This is a genomic window from Bacillus rhizoplanae, assembly GCF_917563915.1.
Taxonomy (GTDB): Bacteria; Bacillota; Bacilli; order Bacillales; family Bacillaceae_G; genus Bacillus_A; species Bacillus_A rhizoplanae.
Genome location: NZ_CAKJTI010000010.1, coordinates 110,075 through 127,996 on the forward strand (window position 1 = coordinate 110,075; position 17,922 = coordinate 127,996).

The 17,922-nt window shown below is 37.6% G+C and carries 19 protein-coding genes, 19 tRNA genes and 4 riboswitches; of the genes, 2 read left to right on the forward strand and 36 right to left on the reverse strand.

What is annotated here, in order from left to right; all coding sequences use genetic code 11:
• Positions 1–8: 8 nt before the first annotated feature.
• The 15 genes from kdpA to tenA all read right to left on the reverse strand — a co-directional run bounded on the left by kdpA (position 9) and on the right by tenA (position 11,076).
• Positions 9–1,676 carry a potassium-transporting ATPase subunit KdpA gene (kdpA, locus tag LRP84_RS12115; RefSeq protein ID WP_230575315.1) on the reverse strand — a complete coding sequence of 556 codons (1,668 nt, stop codon included), beginning with the start codon at positions 1,674–1,676 and terminating at the stop codon, positions 9–11.
• Positions 1,677–1,695: 19 nt separating this feature from the next.
• Entirely contained in the window at positions 1,696–1,776 is an 81-nt protein-coding gene (gene kdpF / locus LRP84_RS12120) for a K(+)-transporting ATPase subunit F (RefSeq protein ID WP_098308095.1), read from the reverse strand.
• The gene (locus LRP84_RS12125; RefSeq protein WP_230575316.1) at positions 1,773–1,877 is read right to left on the reverse strand and encodes a hypothetical protein; all 105 of its coding nucleotides are present in this window, start codon (positions 1,875–1,877) and stop codon (positions 1,773–1,775) included. The genes kdpF and LRP84_RS12125 overlap by 4 nt, the downstream gene beginning before the upstream one ends.
• A gap of 98 nt (positions 1,878–1,975) precedes the next feature.
• Positions 1,976–2,119, reverse strand: a riboswitch (cyclic di-AMP (ydaO/yuaA leader).
• Positions 2,120–2,358: 239 nt separating this feature from the next.
• A complete protein-coding gene (locus LRP84_RS12130) occupies positions 2,359–2,592 on the reverse strand; it encodes a hypothetical protein (protein WP_230575317.1) in 234 nt (77 codons plus the stop codon).
• A 17-nt stretch (positions 2,593–2,609) separates the two neighbouring features.
• A complete protein-coding gene (locus LRP84_RS12135) occupies positions 2,610–2,921 on the reverse strand; it encodes a hypothetical protein (RefSeq protein ID WP_230575340.1) in 312 nt (103 codons plus the stop codon).
• A 184-nt stretch (positions 2,922–3,105) separates the two neighbouring features.
• A riboswitch (cyclic di-AMP (ydaO/yuaA leader) is annotated at positions 3,106–3,257 on the reverse strand.
• 95 nt (positions 3,258–3,352) lie between these two features.
• Positions 3,353–4,174 (reverse strand): bifunctional hydroxymethylpyrimidine kinase/phosphomethylpyrimidine kinase, encoded by an 822-nt coding sequence (gene thiD / locus LRP84_RS12140; protein WP_230575318.1) that lies wholly within the window; start codon positions 4,172–4,174, stop codon positions 3,353–3,355.
• A 4-nt stretch (positions 4,175–4,178) separates the two neighbouring features.
• Positions 4,179–5,198, reverse strand: a complete 1,020-nt coding sequence (locus LRP84_RS12145) for a thiazole biosynthesis adenylyltransferase ThiF (protein WP_230575319.1) — start codon at positions 5,196–5,198, stop codon at positions 4,179–4,181.
• The gene (locus LRP84_RS12150; RefSeq protein WP_230575320.1) at positions 5,191–5,961 is read right to left on the reverse strand and encodes a thiazole synthase; all 771 of its coding nucleotides are present in this window, start codon (positions 5,959–5,961) and stop codon (positions 5,191–5,193) included. The genes LRP84_RS12145 and LRP84_RS12150 overlap by 8 nt, the downstream gene beginning before the upstream one ends.
• Positions 5,962–5,963: 2 nt before the next feature.
• Positions 5,964–6,167: a sulfur carrier protein ThiS gene (gene thiS / locus LRP84_RS12155; protein WP_230575321.1), complete on the reverse strand. Its 204-nt coding sequence runs from the start codon at positions 6,165–6,167 to the stop codon at positions 5,964–5,966.
• 15 nt (positions 6,168–6,182) lie between these two features.
• Entirely contained in the window at positions 6,183–7,292 is a 1,110-nt protein-coding gene (gene thiO, locus LRP84_RS12160; RefSeq protein WP_230575322.1) for a glycine oxidase ThiO, read from the reverse strand.
• Positions 7,276–7,905, reverse strand: a complete 630-nt coding sequence (gene tenI / locus LRP84_RS12165) for a thiazole tautomerase TenI (protein WP_230575323.1) — start codon at positions 7,903–7,905, stop codon at positions 7,276–7,278. The genes thiO and tenI overlap by 17 nt, the downstream gene beginning before the upstream one ends.
• A 10-nt stretch (positions 7,906–7,915) precedes the next feature.
• Positions 7,916–8,917: an ABC transporter substrate-binding protein gene (locus tag LRP84_RS12170; protein WP_230575324.1), complete on the reverse strand. Its 1,002-nt coding sequence runs from the start codon at positions 8,915–8,917 to the stop codon at positions 7,916–7,918.
• Entirely contained in the window at positions 8,914–9,666 is a 753-nt protein-coding gene (locus tag LRP84_RS12175; protein ID WP_230575325.1) for an ABC transporter permease, read from the reverse strand. The genes LRP84_RS12170 and LRP84_RS12175 overlap by 4 nt, the downstream gene beginning before the upstream one ends.
• Positions 9,663–10,412, reverse strand: coding sequence for an ABC transporter ATP-binding protein (locus LRP84_RS12180; RefSeq protein WP_230575326.1), 750 nt, complete (start codon positions 10,410–10,412; stop codon positions 9,663–9,665). Before LRP84_RS12180 ends, LRP84_RS12175 begins: the two co-directional genes overlap by 4 nt.
• Positions 10,381–11,076: a thiaminase II gene (tenA, locus tag LRP84_RS12185; RefSeq protein WP_230575327.1), complete on the reverse strand. Its 696-nt coding sequence runs from the start codon at positions 11,074–11,076 to the stop codon at positions 10,381–10,383. Before tenA ends, LRP84_RS12180 begins: the two co-directional genes overlap by 32 nt.
• Before the next feature lie 85 nt (positions 11,077–11,161).
• Positions 11,162–11,262, reverse strand: a riboswitch (TPP riboswitch).
• A gap of 59 nt (positions 11,263–11,321) precedes the next feature.
• Positions 11,322–11,430, reverse strand: a riboswitch (TPP riboswitch).
• A gap of 369 nt (positions 11,431–11,799) precedes the next feature.
• On the opposite strand from tenA, the gene LRP84_RS12190 reads away from it, so the two are divergent.
• Positions 11,800–12,966: an SH3 domain-containing protein gene (locus tag LRP84_RS12190; protein WP_230575328.1), complete on the forward strand. Its 1,167-nt coding sequence runs from the start codon at positions 11,800–11,802 to the stop codon at positions 12,964–12,966.
• A gap of 6 nt (positions 12,967–12,972) precedes the next feature.
• Positions 12,973–13,308: a hypothetical protein gene (locus LRP84_RS12195; protein ID WP_230575329.1), complete on the forward strand. Its 336-nt coding sequence runs from the start codon at positions 12,973–12,975 to the stop codon at positions 13,306–13,308.
• 320 nt (positions 13,309–13,628) lie between these two features.
• On the opposite strand, the gene LRP84_RS12200 is transcribed toward LRP84_RS12195, so the two are convergent.
• The 21 genes from LRP84_RS12200 to LRP84_RS12300 form a co-directional block, all read right to left on the reverse strand.
• A complete protein-coding gene (locus tag LRP84_RS12200; protein WP_230575330.1) occupies positions 13,629–14,780 on the reverse strand; it encodes a DUF3965 domain-containing protein in 1,152 nt (383 codons plus the stop codon).
• Positions 14,781–15,234: 454 nt separating this feature from the next.
• On the reverse strand, positions 15,235–15,654 hold the full coding sequence (locus tag LRP84_RS12205) for a CBS domain-containing protein (protein WP_230575331.1): 420 nt from the start codon (positions 15,652–15,654) through the stop codon (positions 15,235–15,237).
• 576 nt (positions 15,655–16,230) lie between these two features.
• Positions 16,231–16,302: transfer RNA gene (locus LRP84_RS12210), tRNA-Glu, on the reverse strand.
• Between the two features lies 1 nt (position 16,303).
• A tRNA-Asn gene (locus tag LRP84_RS12215) sits at positions 16,304–16,378 on the reverse strand.
• A 3-nt stretch (positions 16,379–16,381) separates the two neighbouring features.
• Positions 16,382–16,458: transfer RNA gene (locus LRP84_RS12220), tRNA-Ile, on the reverse strand.
• Positions 16,459–16,466: 8 nt separating this feature from the next.
• A tRNA-Gly gene (locus tag LRP84_RS12225) sits at positions 16,467–16,537 on the reverse strand.
• Positions 16,538–16,544: 7 nt separating this feature from the next.
• Positions 16,545–16,620, reverse strand: a tRNA-Lys gene (locus tag LRP84_RS12230).
• A gap of 9 nt (positions 16,621–16,629) precedes the next feature.
• Positions 16,630–16,705: transfer RNA gene (locus LRP84_RS12235), tRNA-Thr, on the reverse strand.
• Between the two features lie 15 nt (positions 16,706–16,720).
• Positions 16,721–16,796: transfer RNA gene (locus LRP84_RS12240), tRNA-Phe, on the reverse strand.
• Between the two features lie 10 nt (positions 16,797–16,806).
• Positions 16,807–16,882 (reverse strand) — tRNA-Asp (locus LRP84_RS12245).
• Positions 16,883–16,884: 2 nt separating this feature from the next.
• Positions 16,885–16,961, reverse strand: a tRNA-Met gene (locus tag LRP84_RS12250).
• Between the two features lie 27 nt (positions 16,962–16,988).
• Positions 16,989–17,081 (reverse strand) — tRNA-Ser (locus LRP84_RS12255).
• A gap of 19 nt (positions 17,082–17,100) precedes the next feature.
• Positions 17,101–17,177: transfer RNA gene (locus LRP84_RS12260), tRNA-Ile, on the reverse strand.
• 4 nt (positions 17,178–17,181) lie between these two features.
• Positions 17,182–17,258: transfer RNA gene (locus LRP84_RS12265), tRNA-Met, on the reverse strand.
• Positions 17,259–17,274: 16 nt separating this feature from the next.
• Positions 17,275–17,347 (reverse strand) — tRNA-Ala (locus LRP84_RS12270).
• 15 nt (positions 17,348–17,362) lie between these two features.
• Positions 17,363–17,436 (reverse strand) — tRNA-Pro (locus tag LRP84_RS12275).
• A gap of 8 nt (positions 17,437–17,444) precedes the next feature.
• Positions 17,445–17,518: transfer RNA gene (locus LRP84_RS12280), tRNA-Arg, on the reverse strand.
• 3 nt (positions 17,519–17,521) lie between these two features.
• Positions 17,522–17,610: transfer RNA gene (locus LRP84_RS12285), tRNA-Leu, on the reverse strand.
• Positions 17,611–17,626: 16 nt separating this feature from the next.
• A tRNA-Gly gene (locus LRP84_RS12290) sits at positions 17,627–17,701 on the reverse strand.
• Between the two features lie 29 nt (positions 17,702–17,730).
• Positions 17,731–17,811 (reverse strand) — tRNA-Leu (locus LRP84_RS12295).
• Between the two features lie 17 nt (positions 17,812–17,828).
• Positions 17,829–17,904: transfer RNA gene (locus LRP84_RS12300), tRNA-Lys, on the reverse strand.
• Positions 17,905–17,922 lie beyond the last annotated feature (18 nt).

Sequence of the window (17,922 nt, forward strand, 5' to 3'; positions counted from 1 at the left end):
ACCCTCCATTACTTCAATGTAAGAAATTCTGCGATTGGTCCTAACACTAACATTGGGAAGAACGTCAATGCACCGACAATCACGATTGTTCCAATGAAAATGCCACCAAATAAACTATTATCTGTATGGAATGTTCCGATTGTTTCTGGTACTACCGTTTTCTCTTTTAATGAAGCTGCTACAGCCAGCATTGTAATTAAACTGAAATAACGCCCTAAGAACATCACTATACCAGTCGTAATATTCCAAAATGCTGTATTGTCTGCTAAACCTTCAAACCCTGAACCGTTATTCGCAGCTGAAGAAGTATATTCATATACAACTTGTGTTAAACCATGAAACCCTGAATTTGAAATCGCATCTGTCCCTAAATGAGTTGAAAAAGCCAGCGCTGAAAATCCTAAAATAAGTAAAGGTTGAAATAGTATTGTTACCGCAATCAATTTCATTTCCTTACCTTCAATTTTTTTCCCTAAAAATTCTGGTGTACGTCCCACCATTAATCCCGATATAAAGACTGCGATCATTGCGTACATAATGATATTGACAAAACCTGCACCAACGCCGCCAAACACTGTGTTTAACATCATATTTACAAGCGGTACCAATCCACCAATTGGCGTTAACGTATCGTGCATTGTATCAACAGCACCTGTTTCCGCTGCAGTTGTTACAGTAGCATACAGTGAAGAAAATACTGTTCCAAATCGAACTTCTTTCCCTTCCATACTGCCTTGATTATGCTGCATACCTATTTGATTTAACGCTGGATTTCCATGTAATTCTGCCGTCACAATTGTTGAAAATCCCATTAAAAACACAATGAATAGAGAAGCGAAAAGAACACGTCCTTGTTTTTTATTTCCAACCATTCTTCCATACGTAAATGGTAAAGCTGTCGGTAACAGCATCATCAGCATCATTTGTAAAATGTTACTTATTTGACTTGGATTTTCAAATGGATGCGTCGAATTTGCCCCGAAAAATCCTCCGCCATTGTTCCCTAATTCCTTAATAGAAACGAACGAAGCAACTGGACCTCGTAATATGCTTTGTTTTGCTCCTTCAATTGTATGAGCCGTAACTGCTCCGTCCAACGTTTGCGGTACACCGAGAGCAACGAAGACCAACGCTGTCACAAACGCAATCGGAAGAAAAACCCTTGTTAAAGCACGTATAAAATCTACGAAGAAGTTCCCAAGTTCCTTACCTGCTAATCCTCTTATAAAAGCCATTACAAGCGCTAATGTTGTTGCTGGTGCTGTAAACATTAAAAACGTAATTGCAATTAATTGTGATAAGTACGATAAGCCATTTTCACCGCTATAATGCTGTAAATTTGTATCTGTCATAAAACTAATAGCTGTATTAAAAGCAAGTGTAGGCTCCATCCCTTTAACATGAGCTGGATTTAATGGCAGCACTCCCTGCAGACGAAATATGAAATATACAACAACAATCATGAAAGCATTGAGCGCAACTAATGATAGTGCATATTGCTTCCAACTCTGGTTATAAGGCTTAATACCTGAAATTTTGAAAATGATTTTTTCAACAGGGCCAAATACTTTATCCAATTTACGATTGCCTTGGAACGCCTTCTCTAAATAAATCCCCATTGGTTTTGCAACAAGGATAAATAATATCATTGTGATCAAAACTGCAATCCAAACCATAATAAACACTTCCCCCTAATTAAAACTTTTCTGGATTTAATAACGCATAAACTAAGTACACAGTAAGTGCGGCAACAATAATAGATACTGCAATAATCATTCCTTTTTCCCTTCCTTCACAACAGTATCGGACCATCTTGCAAGACCAATCATTGATCCAACTAACACGATTAAAATCCCTATCATAGCGATATCTAACATTCTTTATCCCTCACTAAATGTAAAATTTTACCATTAAGAGCGTAAAAAAGAACACTGAGGATCTACTCAGTGTTCAAAAATGAACAACACAAAAGTAAACCTCCTCTCTAAACGCTTACGAGGTTAGCTGTCGGATTCGGGCCTAAAGAGTAGCCCTACTTTCGTAATGAAAGATTCACCCCAAGTGACAATGCACAAAATTGGTTCCCCCGCTCCATTTCTGGACTCAGCGATATCAGGTTGTTTTTTGGAAATTTTATGAACAATTTATGAATGTAAATATACTCCTCTAAATTTTACTTGTAAAGAAGTAAAATAACTAAAATATGAAAATATAATGCCTTTTAAACGCTTACATTGAGAAAAAACACGCTTGTATCATCTTTTTTCTTTTGTTTTCTTCCTTTTTCATTAAATAGACGTTCTTTTAAAAATGTAAAACAAAAGGTTATCTCTATACATGAGATAACCTTCTAAACAATTAAAAATTATGAAAAAAAGAACGCAAATTACGACCCCTAACATACACTTGCACTAATTCTGCATGTTGTTTCTCATATTCAATAATATCTTGCTCGAAGTATAAACAGGTATGTTCTGGCGAAAGAATTACATATGGCTTCGGAAAGAGTGGATCATACTCAACTAACTCATGCACTCGTTCTAACGATAGAGCCCAGCGCTTTGTTAAATCACGACAAAGGAATACTTTCATATTCGTTTCCTCCGCTCCTACTCTAAAATCAAAAATGAAATGTTATCACAAGTTGTAAACACCACTAAGTTAGCTCCAATGGTTTCATAAAGATGCTTTGGATATTGTTTATTTCGTGTGACAACTGTAATAGGTGCATGAAAAGAAAAGCGAATACGCTCCGCAAAGAAACTAATTGTGGATAATTCATCTCCTAGTAAAATTACTTTTTTTATTCCTCTACATATTTTCACAATCATCTTTGAATCATTTGGACAACAATATGCTTGCTGAAGTCCACATGCTTTCACTTCATTAACCATATGCTCATTCTCTGCGAAAATGATTATTTTACTTTGTAAAAGCGCTAAATTTTATAAACTCTTAATTTTTTCCGCTTCTCCTACACAAATGAGTGTATACTCTTTGTCCTCAACCATGTATTTCATCCTCTCCCGCATAAAAGAATTTTAAATTATATTATTAAAATTCTTTTATGCTAGTCAGACCGATGAATTGATGTATTCATTTGCATCATCCTCTCTCAATACGCTTACGGAGTTAGCTGTCGGATTCGGACTTTGAGAGTAGCCCTACTTTCTCTAAGAAAGATTCACCCCCAGTGACAATGCACAATACACAATTGGTTCCTCCGCTCCAGACTCTGGATTTAGCGTTCTAGAAAAATAGATTCTGGCTGACATACCACTCCAAATTTTAGAAAAAGCAAACAAGAAAAAAGCCAGTTTTTTCAACTGGCTTTTTCAAAGAAGATACATATTTATACATTTATACTTCTACGTCCATAAGCAAAATGATTCGTTGGTCCATGCCCGCTACCAATGTTCAGCTCGTCTTCAATTGCTATACTAATAAAATATTTTGCTTCACGAACTGCTTCTTCAATCTCATAACCTTTTGCTAATCCTGCCGTTACAGCTGCGGCAAATGTACATCCGCTTCCGTGCGTTTGCGTGGAATCAATACGTTCGCTTCTGTACTCAACAAATGCCTTGCCATCAAACAATAAATCTATTACTTCATTTCCTTGATACGCCGCATGTCCGCCTTTCATGACAACAAACTTCGCGCCTAAATTATGCAGTACTTTCGCAGCTTCTTTACTATCTTCAATCGTATGAATCTTCATTCCTGTTAATACTTCTGCTTCAGGAACATTTGGAGTAATTACTGTTGCAAGCGGCAACAAATGTTCTTTTAATGCCGCAACAGCTTCTTGTTGTAGTAATGATGCTCCGCCTTTTGCAATCATAACAGGATCTAATACAATATTATTCCATGAAAATGATTTAATTTTTTCAGCTACGATTTTAATAATTTCACTACTAAATAACATACCAAGTTTTACTGCATCTGGCGTTAAATCAGCGCCGATAGAATGTAACTGTTCTTTAATACCTTCCACTGGAACAGGATACACTCCTTGTACGCCAAGTGTATTTTGTGCAGTAATCGCTGTAATTGCTGTCATTCCGTACACACCGAGCTCTTGAAACGTTTTTAAATCAGCTTGAATACCTGCACCGCCGCCGCTATCAGAACCAGCAATCGTTAATGCTTTATTCACTTTCATTTCACTCACCCTTTTAACCAAAGTAACGATGATAAATCGTTTTTGCTTCCGCTATATCTTTTGTGCCATGTACAAGTACACGGCCGTCCTGGAATGCTACTAATCGTTTATCGTCAACAGAAAACGATAATAAATACGGATTAACTGTTAAATCCATTACACGATCTTGCAGCAGATTTTTATACATAGAAAGATCGAACTGTTCTTTATATGGCGGACGAATTTGCACTGTATTTCTGCCGCATAAAACAGCTGTCTTAGAAGTATTTTCCTTACTTAAATACGGATAAACTGCTTCCTCTCCGCATGATAGACATTGTTTTTTTCTCAATTTCTGTACATTCATACATGAATATTCATTTTTCCATACATCAAATGAAACGAGTCCATCGCGAAGGGCCTCATAATCCTCTACTAAAATCTTTAATGCCTCTGCAATTTGATGCGATACAACGATTGATACAGCAGGCGAAATAATCCCTGCTGTATCACATGTCGCTCCGCCAAGAGGGATAGATTGTAATAAACAAGATAAACACGGTGTCTTTCCTGGTAAAATTGTATAAGAAAGACCGTAACTACCGACGCAGGCTCCATAAATCCATGGTACTGAATGTTTTTGTGATATATCATTCACAATAAAACGAGTCTCAAAATTATCTGTTGCATCGATAATAAGATCTACCCCTGTAACAAACTCCTCTAGTTCTTCTGCTGTTACGTCTTGTACGTAGGCTTCTACAACTACACCACCATTAATAGCTTGTAAGCGGCGCTTTGCTGCCACCGCTTTTGGTAAATTATTTCGCACATCTTCTTCACAGTATAACTGTTGCCGCTGCAGGTTACTCCAATCAATGTAATCGCGATCAACAATCGTTACTTTGCCAATTCCAGCGCGAACAAGCATCTCTGCATTTGCACTACCAAGTGCTCCTGCACCGATAATTAATACATGTTTTTCTCTTATTTTTTGCTGTCCTTCTTCTCCAATTGGAGAAAACAACACTTGACGGGAATATCGACTATTCAAGAATACTCATTCCTTCTAACGGGCTGCTTGCAGTCGCACAGCGCTTACGTGCAATACGTCCTGCTTCAAAACCTAACCGACCTGCATGAATACTAAGTTTCATTGCCTCCGCCATTTTCACAGGATCTTTTGCTCCAGAAACAGCTGTATTCAGTAAAACGCCATCTGCACCTAATTCCATCGCAAACGCTGCGTCAGCCGGACTACCGATACCAGCATCAACAATAACCGGAACAGTTGCTTGCTCAATAATAAAGCTTAAATTCAAAGGATTTACAATACCAAGACCAGAACCAATTGGTGATGCTCCTGGCATAACTGCATGGACACCTAATTCTTGCAATTTACGTGCTAACACAACATCATCAGACGTATACGGCAGAACAATAAACCCTTCTTTTAATAGCATTTCGGATGCTTTTAACGTTTCAACTGGATCTGGTAATAACGTTTTATCATCACCGATCACTTCTACTTTAATCATGTCACATAACCCTGATGCCTTTGCTAGTTTCGCAATGCGCACTGCTTCTTCTGCTGTTTTTGCTCCTGCTGTATTTGGAAGAAGTGTATACTTTGTTACGTCAATTTTTTCTAGTAAGTTTGGTTGCTCTGCATCAAAAATATCCATACGACGCACCGCAAACGTTAAAATTTCTGCTTCTGATACTTCAATTGCTTTCTTTTGTACATCAAAATCGGGAAATTTCCCTGTTCCTAATAACAGTCTAGAATTAAAAGTAAATGGTCCAATATTTAACATAATCAACCGCCTCCTACGAATGTTACAATTTCAATTTGATCTCCATCAAAAACAGATGTATCTTGATGATCATCTTTTTGTAAAATGTCTTGATTGCGTTCTACAACAACAATTTTCGTCTCTAATCCTAAATGAACAAGTAAGTCAGCCACTGTCTTAACCTCGCTCGGCACATCTACTTGCTTACCGTTAATTTTTAAGTTCAAGCTTTCATCTCCTTACTAAATAGATTGTGAAAGCAATGAATCTAGTAAACGATTATCTTGCTTTCCTTCTATAAGATCAGCCATATATTGGCCTGAAATTGGACTTAGTAAAATTCCATTTCGATAATGGCCAGTACAAGCGTATAACCCATTAATTTCTTCATGCATACCAATATACGGCATACTATGATTCGATTGCGGACGTAATCCGGCCCATGCGCTTTCCCATTCTGCTTCTTTTAATGCTGGAAGGATACTATAAGCACGTTCTAATATAGAAGTAATACTTTCTGGACGCACGGCTTTGTTATATGTATGAGGTTTCATTGTCGCCCCGATGACATAGCGTCCACCGCGTTTCGGTGCAATATAAAATCGCTCCTGAAAAATAGGGGCTTGTAGCAGTGGCTTACGACTGCGCACCGCAACAACTTCACCTTTAACAGGGTATGTGCCCCACTCACTATGAAAATATTCTAGTAGTTTTGTACTCCATGAACCGCCAGCAATTACTACTTTTTCACATGAGATTGTTCCTTCTGTTGTAAATAATCCTGTTACTTGATTATCCTTAATTTGAATATCAAACACTTCAGTTTCTTCATATATATCCGTTCCAGATATCGCAGCAGAGTGAGCAAATGCTTCTGTCAACTCAGGTGCAATCACATGGCCATCTTTTGGATGATATACGGCTCCAATAATGAAGGGAGATAAATATGGTTCCTTTTCGCGCAGTTCTTTACCTGGGATAAAATGCGACTCTTCTCCTGTTTGCTGCTGCCATTTCATAATATGAAGAAGCCGCACACACTCTTCTTCATTTTGAGCAACGCGGTAAATTCCTTTTTCTTCATATCCTATATCAATTCCGGTTTTATCACGTAATACACTTGCAAGCTTTGGAAACATCGCGCGGCTTTGCCTACCTAATTCAAACAGCGGATCGTATTCATCCCATTCCGCCTGTACACCTAGTAATCCGGCCGCTGCTTTAGAAGCTTCAGAAGCAATCTTTTGTTTTTCAATGATGGCAACTTTATAGCCTCTTTCAGCAAGAAAATGTGCAACTGAACTTCCGATTACACCGCCGCCAACGATGGCAACATCATATATTTTTTTCATGATTTCTCGCCCACTTTCGTATCGTTTCCTTATATAATTTCGCTTGCTCATTCGGTTTTACTGCACTTAAAATTCCGGACATAATTGCAATACCAGTAGCCCCGGTACCAAGTACTTCTGCTGTATTATCAGGAGTAATCCCTCCAATAGCAGTAATTGGGATTGTTAAATGTTTTGCCATTTCTGTAATTTCTTCTAATCCTCTTGGCGGAACTCCTTTTTTGGAGTTTGTTTGAAACAAATGTCCATACATAAGAGAATCCGCACCGCTTTTAAAAGCAACAATCGCTTCTTCAAGTGAATGAACAGAATAACCAACATGTAAATAAGAAAATTTTTCTTTGACAGATCTCATATCAGCGCTGCGATAGCCAAGCTGTACACGTCTAATATTTAATAAAATTGCTATATCAATCCGATCATTGATTACAAGCTTAGAAGAGGGAAAGCCCTTATTTAAGAGCTTTTCCACACCTTCATATAACTCTTTCGTACTTTTCTCCCGCTCACGAATGTGCAAATAATCTATTTCACTTTCAATATCAATTGCTATATTTGCTAACTCTTCAAACGACATACGGCCATTTGATATGACGTGAAGCTCATCTTTCATATAAGTTCGCCTACTTTAAAATGTTTTCAAACAACTCGTTTGCAGGAACAATTTCTTTTGCCATTCCTTTTTCTTTCAACCACTTATTTTGTTCTTCCCATGAATCTGCTGTATCTGATAAAAATGGTTCATCTTTCGTTTCCATTTTATCTAATAAAATGTTCATACTTTCTTTTTCAACTTCCGGAATAAGAGGGAAATTTTCTTTTTCTTGATGGTCTAATAAAATGTTTAATGCTTCATCTGGATTTTGCTTCATAAATTCATAACCTTTTTTCGCCCCGCGTAAAAAAGCTTGCAATGTTTCTTTATCTTTCTTCAATGTTTTATCGCCTGTTACAAATACAAGTTCATGATAATTCGGTACGCCGTAATCTGCTGGGTTGAAATATGCTGGTTCGTAACCTTCATGACGCATTACTGGTACTTCATGATTAATATATGCGCCTGTAACAGCATCTACTTTTTTCGTAGTAAGAGCCGGTACTAAATCAAAGCCAACATCAACTACTTTTACGTTATCTGGATTTCCGCCATCTTCTTTAATCATCGTTTTTAAATACTCTTCACTTAACGGTGTTCCTGAATATCCAACTGTCTTTCCTTCCAAATCTTTTGGAGAAGAAATGCCAGCTGATTTTAACGATACGACATGGTTTAAAGGTGAACGAACAACCGCTCCAATAGATTTCACTGGAATGTTTTCATTCGCTCTAGCAATAACAACATCAGGCTGATAGTATAATCCAACTGTTACCTTTCCTGCCGCTGCTAACGTTAATGGATCAGTTGGATTTGAAGGGAATTTAATATTTACCTTGATACCTTCTTCTTTAAAATATCCTTTTTCAATTGCTGCATAAATAAAGCTATGCACTGCATTTGGATACCAATCGAGCATTACAGTTACTTCTTTTTCACCTTTTTTCTTTTCTGATGCCGAATTGCTAGAACACCCAGCAATCATCGCAATTAATAATGTAAACACAAAAATGCGTTTTAATAATTTCATGCATGCTTCCTCCAACTAATAAACTTCTTCTCTAATATAGAAACAAGTAATACAAAGAAAATAGCAAGTAATGACAATAAAACAATTGGTGCAAACACACCCGCACCATCCATTTGTGTCATCATTCGTTTACTAAAATAACCTAGTCCCGCTTGCGCACCAAGCCACTCTCCAATTGCTGCCCCGATAACACTGAACGGTACAGCCACCTTCAAAGCAGAGAAAAAGTATGGAAGTGCGGATGGTAATTTCAATTTTAAGAAAACATCCTTTTTTGTTGCACCATATGTAATCAAAAGCTCTTCCCATTCCTTTTTCGTACTGCGAAGGCCATCATACGTATTCACTGCAATCGGAAAGAACGTAATGAGTACTGTGACAACAACTTTACTCCAAATAGAATAGCCAAACCATAAAACAAATAATGGTGCCAAAGCTGTAATTGGAATCGTTTGTGAAGCAACTAATAGTGGATAAAATGCTTTCTCAGCAAATGAGCTCATACTCATCACTATTGCTAAACCAACACCTAATACAATGGAAATGACAATACCGATAACTGTAACAGAAAGCGTTGCTGGTAAATGCACCGTAAGCAATATATCCCGTAAATCCCACATTTTTTGAACAATGGCACTTGGGGATGGTAAAATGTACATTTCATCGAGAATCCGTGCTCCTACTTCCCAAACAATAAGAAAAATAGCAGTAACAATAAAAGCTGGAACATAATCTACGATTCTTTTCATACAAGTACCTGCCTTTGTAACAGCCCAATGAGTTCATCTTTTAATGCCAGCATTTCTGGACGATGTAAATCCTTTCGAGATCGCTCTTGTCCAAGAGGTACGACCCGTTCTGTCAATGATGTAATGGGCTGCTCTGTTACGATAAAAATACGATTGGAAAGATAAAGCGCTTCATCAACATCATGTGTAATAAATAAAATTGTTTTTCGCCAATGTTTCCATTGTTCAAACAGCCATTCTTGTAGAGATGCTTTCGTCAATGCATCAAGTGCACTAAATGGTTCATCTAATAGTAAAAGATCTCCGCCAGTTAACAACGTACGAATAAAAGAGACGCGTTGCCGCATTCCGCCTGATAAATCTTTTGGTTGTTTATTTTCATACCCTTGCAGTCCAAACTGTTCCAACAATTCTTGTGCTTTCATTTGTGCTTCTTTTTTCTTCACACCTTGACATTCAAGAGGCAAAGCTGCATTTTCAATAATTGTTCGCCACGGGAGTAACATATCTTTTTGTGGCATATAACCGACAGGGTGATTGGTTGCTCCTATCACATCAATAGTGCCCTCACTTGCCTTTTCGAGCCCCGTAATGAGCCGAAACAATGTGCTTTTCCCGCAGCCACTTGGCCCAATAATACTAACGAATTCTCCTTCTTGTACTGCAGCATCAAGGTTCGTTATAATCTGCTTCTCATCATAATGAAAGGAAACGTTATGAAACTGTAGTATGTTCTTGCTCCTCAAAACCCCACATCTCCTTACGATATGCCATATCCCAGAATAAATATTCAAAACGACTGGAATATAAGAAGATTTCTTCTAAACGATTTAGTTCTTCTTCTGTTTTTCCAATTGCAATTTCATTAAATAAATCAATTAACCATACACAAAGATTTCCGTATTCTTCAGAGCTATACCCTTGAATCCACTCGCCAAAAAATTCATGGTCGCGTGCTCCTGGAATATCATTTAAACGCTTTCCTATCTCCCAATAACTCCACATACATGGAAGCAACGCTGCAATTAACTCAGCAAGTGTACCGTTTTGTGATACGGACATCATATAGTTTGTATATGCTAGATTCATTACAGACGGCTTTGCTAATTCCATTTCTTCAACAGAAATTCCTAAACGCTTTGCATATTGTTTATGAATCGTCATTTCTCCATTTAAAATCCCATCGATTTGTTCAGCAAACTTCGCCATTACTTTTGGATTTGTTGCTTTTACAACACCGATTGCATATAATTTTGCGTAATCTAACAAATACAAATAATCTTGAACAATATAATATTGAAATCTATCTTTCTCTAACGTTCCATCTCCCATACCTGTTACAAATGGATGATTATGACTCTTCTCCCAAACAGGCTGCACCTTTTCAAATAGTCTTTCACAAAATGTCATCTCCGCTTCCCCTTCCTGTATATATGTATCCAAATAAAAAACCACTTCTATATAAGAAGTGGTTACAGCAAACAAAAGAAAACTTCATTTGTTGTTTCCACTTCCCTACGCTAGTATCACCTAGATCAGGTTATAAGGGTTAAGGTTTCTACCTCTCTCAGCTTACAAGCACCCCTAGTGGTGTTCTATAAAATTTTCAATAAAAAATCCCCGTTTCTATACGCAAAGAAACGGGGACGTTATGTATATCGTCCAAATTGCTTCCCTACGCTAGCATCATCTAGATCAGGTTCAAGGGTCAAAGACTATATGTCTTACTCTCAGCTAGCAACACTAGCCCCCCTAGCATTATATTCATTTAACATAGTCAGTATACCATCGCCATATCTCATGGGCAACTCTTTTAAGTTATAAAGTCAAATTTCCATCGACGGTAATTTCAACCAAAAAATGGTTAGTTAAGCCACTCTACCTAAAATATCAACGTTTTGAGCGAGATAAAATATCATTCTATGTATTTTGTAAGTTCAAAAAACGCAAATTTCTTCTATCTATTTCCATAATAGTGATAAATCTGCTATCCTTTTATTATGGGACTTTATAGTATAGGAAAATGTTCATTTTTTTTTAATACTACATTTCTATGCGTACAAGACAAGTTTAATATCGTTATATTATAATTTAAAATATAACAATCTATTACATAAGGAGGCCTATAATTATATGAATATGAAAGCCGCAGCAATGACAGCAGCTACTGTAGCAGTTGCTTCTATACTCCCGTCTATGACAGATTCCACTGTACAAACTGTAGAAGCGCAGCAAAAACCAAAAACAAAAATTGGTTATGTAAAAACGAATACATTACAAGTATATACTAGTCCTAAAACAACAGATTCTGTTATTGAAAACATTGTACGTGACACTCCCGTTACAATTCTTGAAACAACAGACGAATGGTATAAAATTCAAACTCAAGATAAAAATGGCTATGTAAAAAAAGAAGCAATTTCTTTAACAAAACCAAGCAATAGTAAGCAGCAATATATCGTTAATTCAGATGCATTAAACGTTCGCTCTGAACCAAATACGCAATCTGAAATTATTGATGTATTACCAAATGGGAAATTTGTTACTGTCCAAGAAGAAGAAAATGGATGGTATAAAATTATACATAACGGAACAAATGGCTATGTAAAGAAAGAGTTTTTATCTAACGGAACTCAGCCGTTAGTAAAAGGAGTTACGGTACAAGGCGGAAGCTCTTATTATGTTGCTACTCCAGCATTAAAAGTACGCAGTGGTGCAGGAACAAATACAGCTGTTATTGGTTCTTTACAGAATGGAACACAAGTACAAGTCGTTGGAAAGGTTGGCACATGGTATAAAATTCGCTACGGATCAGGATATGGCTATGTTGCACAACAATATATACTGCAAGGACAACAGCAACAGCAGCAACAACAACAGCAACAAGCTAAACCATCTATTCCGGCTGTATTTAAATATCCAGTTCAAGGAAACGTGAGCTCAACATTTGATGTACGTTGGGGACAAATGCACTATGGCGTAGACTTTGCGGCAACAGGGAATGTTCCAATTCAAGCTTCTGCACCTGGCACTGTTGTTAAGTCGTACTATTCTACAAGCTATGGAAATGTTGTATTTGTTGCTCATCATATAAATGGGAATTTATATACAACTGTATATGCCCACATGAAAAATCGTGCAGTTAAAGTGGGCGATAACGTAGCAACGGGCCAATTGCTCGGTTATATGGGAAATACAGGACATTCCACTGGTCAACACTTACATTTTGAATTACATAACGGGGAATGGAATTTTGAAAAAACAAATGCAGTAAATCCGCTTCCTTTCCTAGTTAGGTGATGTAAGATGACACGCAATATCCCATTAATTATTGAGTATTTAGCATTTTTCGGTTTAATTTGTTGCTTATTAATTTACAACACAAACATTGTATTTTTAAGCATCGCTATTACGTTTGTTGCTTGTGAAGTGATGATGGAAATATTCAAAATTCGTTTAAAACGCCATATTTCACACATATATACTGCACTGTTCATTATAAGTTCTTTACTAACAAACATTATTTATAATGGCCTAAATGCCGCCGCAATTTTTCCGGTATTCTTTATGACTATTCTTCTTATAGTATCTCAATATATATATGTTCCAGAACATCGTAAACATCAATATCAAGAAACATAGAAAGAGGGAAAATGGTGCAACGCTTCTCCATGGCTAGTCTAACAAAATCGTTTTCAGACTCATATGAAAGAATGAATGAATTTTTTGGTATTAAAGAAAATAGAAATGGCCAATTCCTTTTATATGGCATGATTTCTCTCATAATAATTTCTTTTTTTATTTACTATTAAATAAGGATTCCACATAAAGTGGAATCCTTATTTGTATTCTACGCTATTTCTTTTTATTTACTAGACAAAGTATGCTTTCTCAAAGAAATGAACTTTATTAGTTCAAGTAACCATTAGTTGAAAAAGCATCAAATTAGTGGAAAACTCACTTTATCCGCATGCATATTGTTCATAAATAAAACTTAAGTTATATTTATTTTCTAAGTTCATACGCTGTTCATCACTACACCAGTAAAATAAAATATCATGTATTGATGCATAGCGCTTATTCTTTAAAAATTGCTTAATAAAGGAAGGAAAACAATTTGGTAATTGTATAAATATATAATCGCGTAGTAGCTCCTCTTTATATCCTACTCCTTTACATACATACATGAGTTCTTCACAATAATATGCATGTTGTGGAACTTGAATCATCTCGAAAAATGGAACATATGATAATAATTTCCCAATAAAATGCTCATATTTTTTCATAAATTCAAATGACATATATTCCATTATTTCTTTTATAACAAATAAATAATCATCAACATGAGTTGTTTTTAATGGATTAAGATGATCTGATATTTGTGCAATCACCGCATGCTGGCATGCTACAACAGCTCGGCTTGGTTCATAATATGTTAAGAAATCAGTGCATTTTCTATATTTTTTCAATAAATCTAGTGTGTATAAATCATAAATATACGTATTACAATATACTGCTAAATCCATTAGGTTTTCATCTAATTTCTCTCTTGATAATGTCTTTGCTTGTTTACAAAGATATAGAAACATAAATTCCAACATTTCTTTATGCGACAAAAGTGCCTTATACTTTTCAATACACTCTACATTAAATTTAATTCTTTCCCAAATAAAGGAATCATTGCTGTCTAACTCAGTAACTTTTTGTTTTATAATTAAATAATTCCAAGCAACTACTTGTGTAAACACGTCCCATGATTCATACTCTAGAGATGTTTGTACGAACTCCTCTAATCCTTCATCAACCATAAAACGATAAGCTTGTTGATACCATCCCACTTCTTGACATAAACGAACAATTCGAACTAAAGTTGGCATTTCATCTTTATGAAACTTTGGTAAATTATGTAATTTTTTCATTCCATATAAAATAAAAGGAATTAAATTTTCTTTCTTATAAAATTCTTTTTCTTTCCAAGCCAGAATAGTTCGTTCTTTTCCTTCTCCTTTTGGACGCTTTGGTATAAGTAAAGAGAGTAAATCCGCAAAATTTTCCGGCTTTTCATACGCATCCGTAACCAAATTCCAATTAGGCTCGGTTTGCATAATCGTCATATAATTCCCCCTCCGTTTTCTATATGTATGATCAAATACTTGCATGTTAATAAACTCATCATTACATTAATAATATTATTATATTCAAAATAACATATAACACTTTATATTTATTAGTATACCATTTTTTTCATATGATACTAGTTGTTAACAAAGATTTCAAAAGTAATTTACATAAAGTGAAACTTCCATCAGTAGAAGTTTTCTTCATTCCCCACCTATCTTCTTCGCTTTTTCTAAATCTTGAGGTAGGGGTCTTACTGCTCGTTAATGCGGGATAAAGTGCAACTTTAATCCGTGAGGGCTTCATCCCCCACGGATTATTAGTGAAACCAATCGGGTACATGCTAGCAGTTTACCCCTTACATAATTTGTGCTTTCTGCTAAATTTTGAGATGGGAGTATTACTGCCCGCAAATAGCAAGATAAAGACTAGCATAAAATTTTCTATTCTTTACTTTGTATCCTCTGATATTTCACTTAAGGCAACACCCGCCTGATCATCTGCATATTTAGTTGTTGCTAAATCACCAAGTGATAACATTCCCACAATTTGTCCATGTTCAATTACCGGCAATCTTCTGATTTGGTAACGTGCCATTAACTCTGTCGCTTTTTCAACAGAGTCATCAGGAGACACTGAAATAATTTGTGTTGTCATAATATTTGTAATTTGATTAGAACCTGGATGCTTTTCTGCAATCCCTCTCACAACTAAATCACGATCTGTTACAAGACCAATAACTTGGTCATTCTCTACAACAGGAATCATTCCTATATCTTCTTCTTTCATTTTCACAGCCGCTTCATATACATTATCTAGCGGCGTACAATGTACAATATTCGTGCTCATCAATTCTCGAACAGTTGTCATAAATAAATACCCTCCTTTACACACTTTAGCCTTTCCAATTCTCCTCATTTAAATTCGCGCTTCGTAGAAAGATAAATACAATGAAATACGCTCATTTCTATAAAAACAAAGGAAATTGCTCTTTGCCAACCTCGGAGAATTTTCTATACAGCACCGGCTAAGGTCACAATTAGACTTTTAGTCACTAGCCATAGAACTACAAACTAAATGGGGTATTCTTAAATATGACGATCCATCTAAGATCATTAGGCTTGAGGAGAGAAAATATTAATTTTATTCATCAGTGTAGCTAAAATAGTCAATTGATGAAATATAATGCACTATATTCTTTCCTAATTATACGAAATAATACAAAATCCTTCATTATTAACAATAAAAAATGAAATATTTCATAACTTATTAAAAATAAACTTACCGCTATCTTCTTTGACTCCTCTGAGCCTTAAGGTAAATCTGAGAGTAGTAGGATAAACATATTTATAAGGAGATTATTAATCCAGGATATAGAAGGCATAATATATAATATCATTTTCTTCAAATAAAAAAGAGTCAGCATCATGCTGACTCTTTTTGAAGTGACCCGTACGGGATTCGAACCCGTGTTACCGCCGTGAAAGGGCGGTGTCTTAACCACTTGACCAACGGGCCATGGCTCCGCAGGTAGGACTCGAACCTACGACCGATCGGTTAACAGCCGATAGCTCTACCACTGAGCTACTGCGGAATATGGTGGGCCTAAATGGACTCGAACCATCGACCTCACGCTTATCAGGCGTGCGCTCTAACCAGCTGAGCTATAGGCCCATAAAAAAAGCGGGTGAAGAGAATCGAACTCTCGACCAGAGCTTGGAAGGCTCTTGTTTTACCACTAAACTACACCCGCATAAAAATGGTGAGCCATGAAGGACTCGAACCTTCGACCCTCTGATTAAAAGTCAGATGCTCTACCAACTGAGCTAATGGCTCATTTTGAAATGGTGCCGGCTAGAGGACTTGAACCCCCAACCTACTGATTACAAGTCAGTTGCTCTACCAATTGAGCTAAGCCGGCTTGTATATTTCAAAATGGTGGCTCGGGACGGAATCGAACCGCCGACACGAGGATTTTCAGTCCTCTGCTCTACCGACTGAGCTACCGAGCCTTAATATAAATGGCGGTCCCGACCGGGGTCGAACCGGCGATCTCCTGCGTGACAGGCAGGCATGTTAACCACTACACCACGGGACCATTGGTTGCGGGGACAGGATTTGAACCTGCGACCTTCGGGTTATGAGCCCGACGAGCTACCAGACTGCTCCACCCCGCGACGATAAAAGTATTATGTTAGTTAAAATGGAGGAGGTAGAGGGATTCGAACCCCCGCGCGACTCTCGCCGCCTGTCGGTTTTCAAGACCGATCCCTTCAGCCAGACTTGGGTATACCTCCGAGATATATGAAACTTGAGTGGTGGACCTTGTAGGACTCGAACCTACGACCGGACGGTTATGAGCCGTCTGCTCTAACCAGCTGAGCTAAAGGTCCTTTATGGTAGCGGCGGAGGGGATCGAACCCCCGACCTCACGGGTATGAACCGTACGCTCTAGCCAGCTGAGCTACACCGCCATAAATAAAGTATAAGTGGAGCCTAGCGGGATCGAACCGCTGACCTCCTGCGTGCAAGGCAGGCGCTCTCCCAGCTGAGCTAAGGCCCCATTATTTAAAAACTATCGGGAAGACAGGATTCGAACCTGCGACCCCCTGGTCCCAAACCAGGTGCTCTACCAAGCTGAGCCACTTCCCGTTAATAAGCGCGCCCGAGAGGACTCGAACCCCTAACCTTTTGATCCGTAGTCAAACGCTCTATCCAATTGAGCTACGGGCGCATATGGTGCCGAGGGCGGGGGTCGAACCCGCACGGTGGTCACCCACCGCAGGATTTTAAGTCCTGTGCGTCTGCCTGTTCCGCCACCCCGGCATGTCATATTGAAAATTGGAGCGGAAGACGGGATTCGAACCCGCGACCCCAACCTTGGCAAGGTTGTATTCTACCACTGAACTACTTCCGCAAGACATATATGACTTATTCAATTAAAAGTGCGGGTGAAGGGAGTCGAACCCCCACGCCAAAGGCGCCAGATCCTAAGTCTGGTGCGTCTGCCAATTCCGCCACACCCGCATATTACATTTTAAAAATGGTGAGCCATGAAGGACTCGAACCTTCGACCCTCTGATTAAAAGTCAGATGCTCTACCAACTGAGCTAATGGCTCTTAAATGGCTGGGCTAGC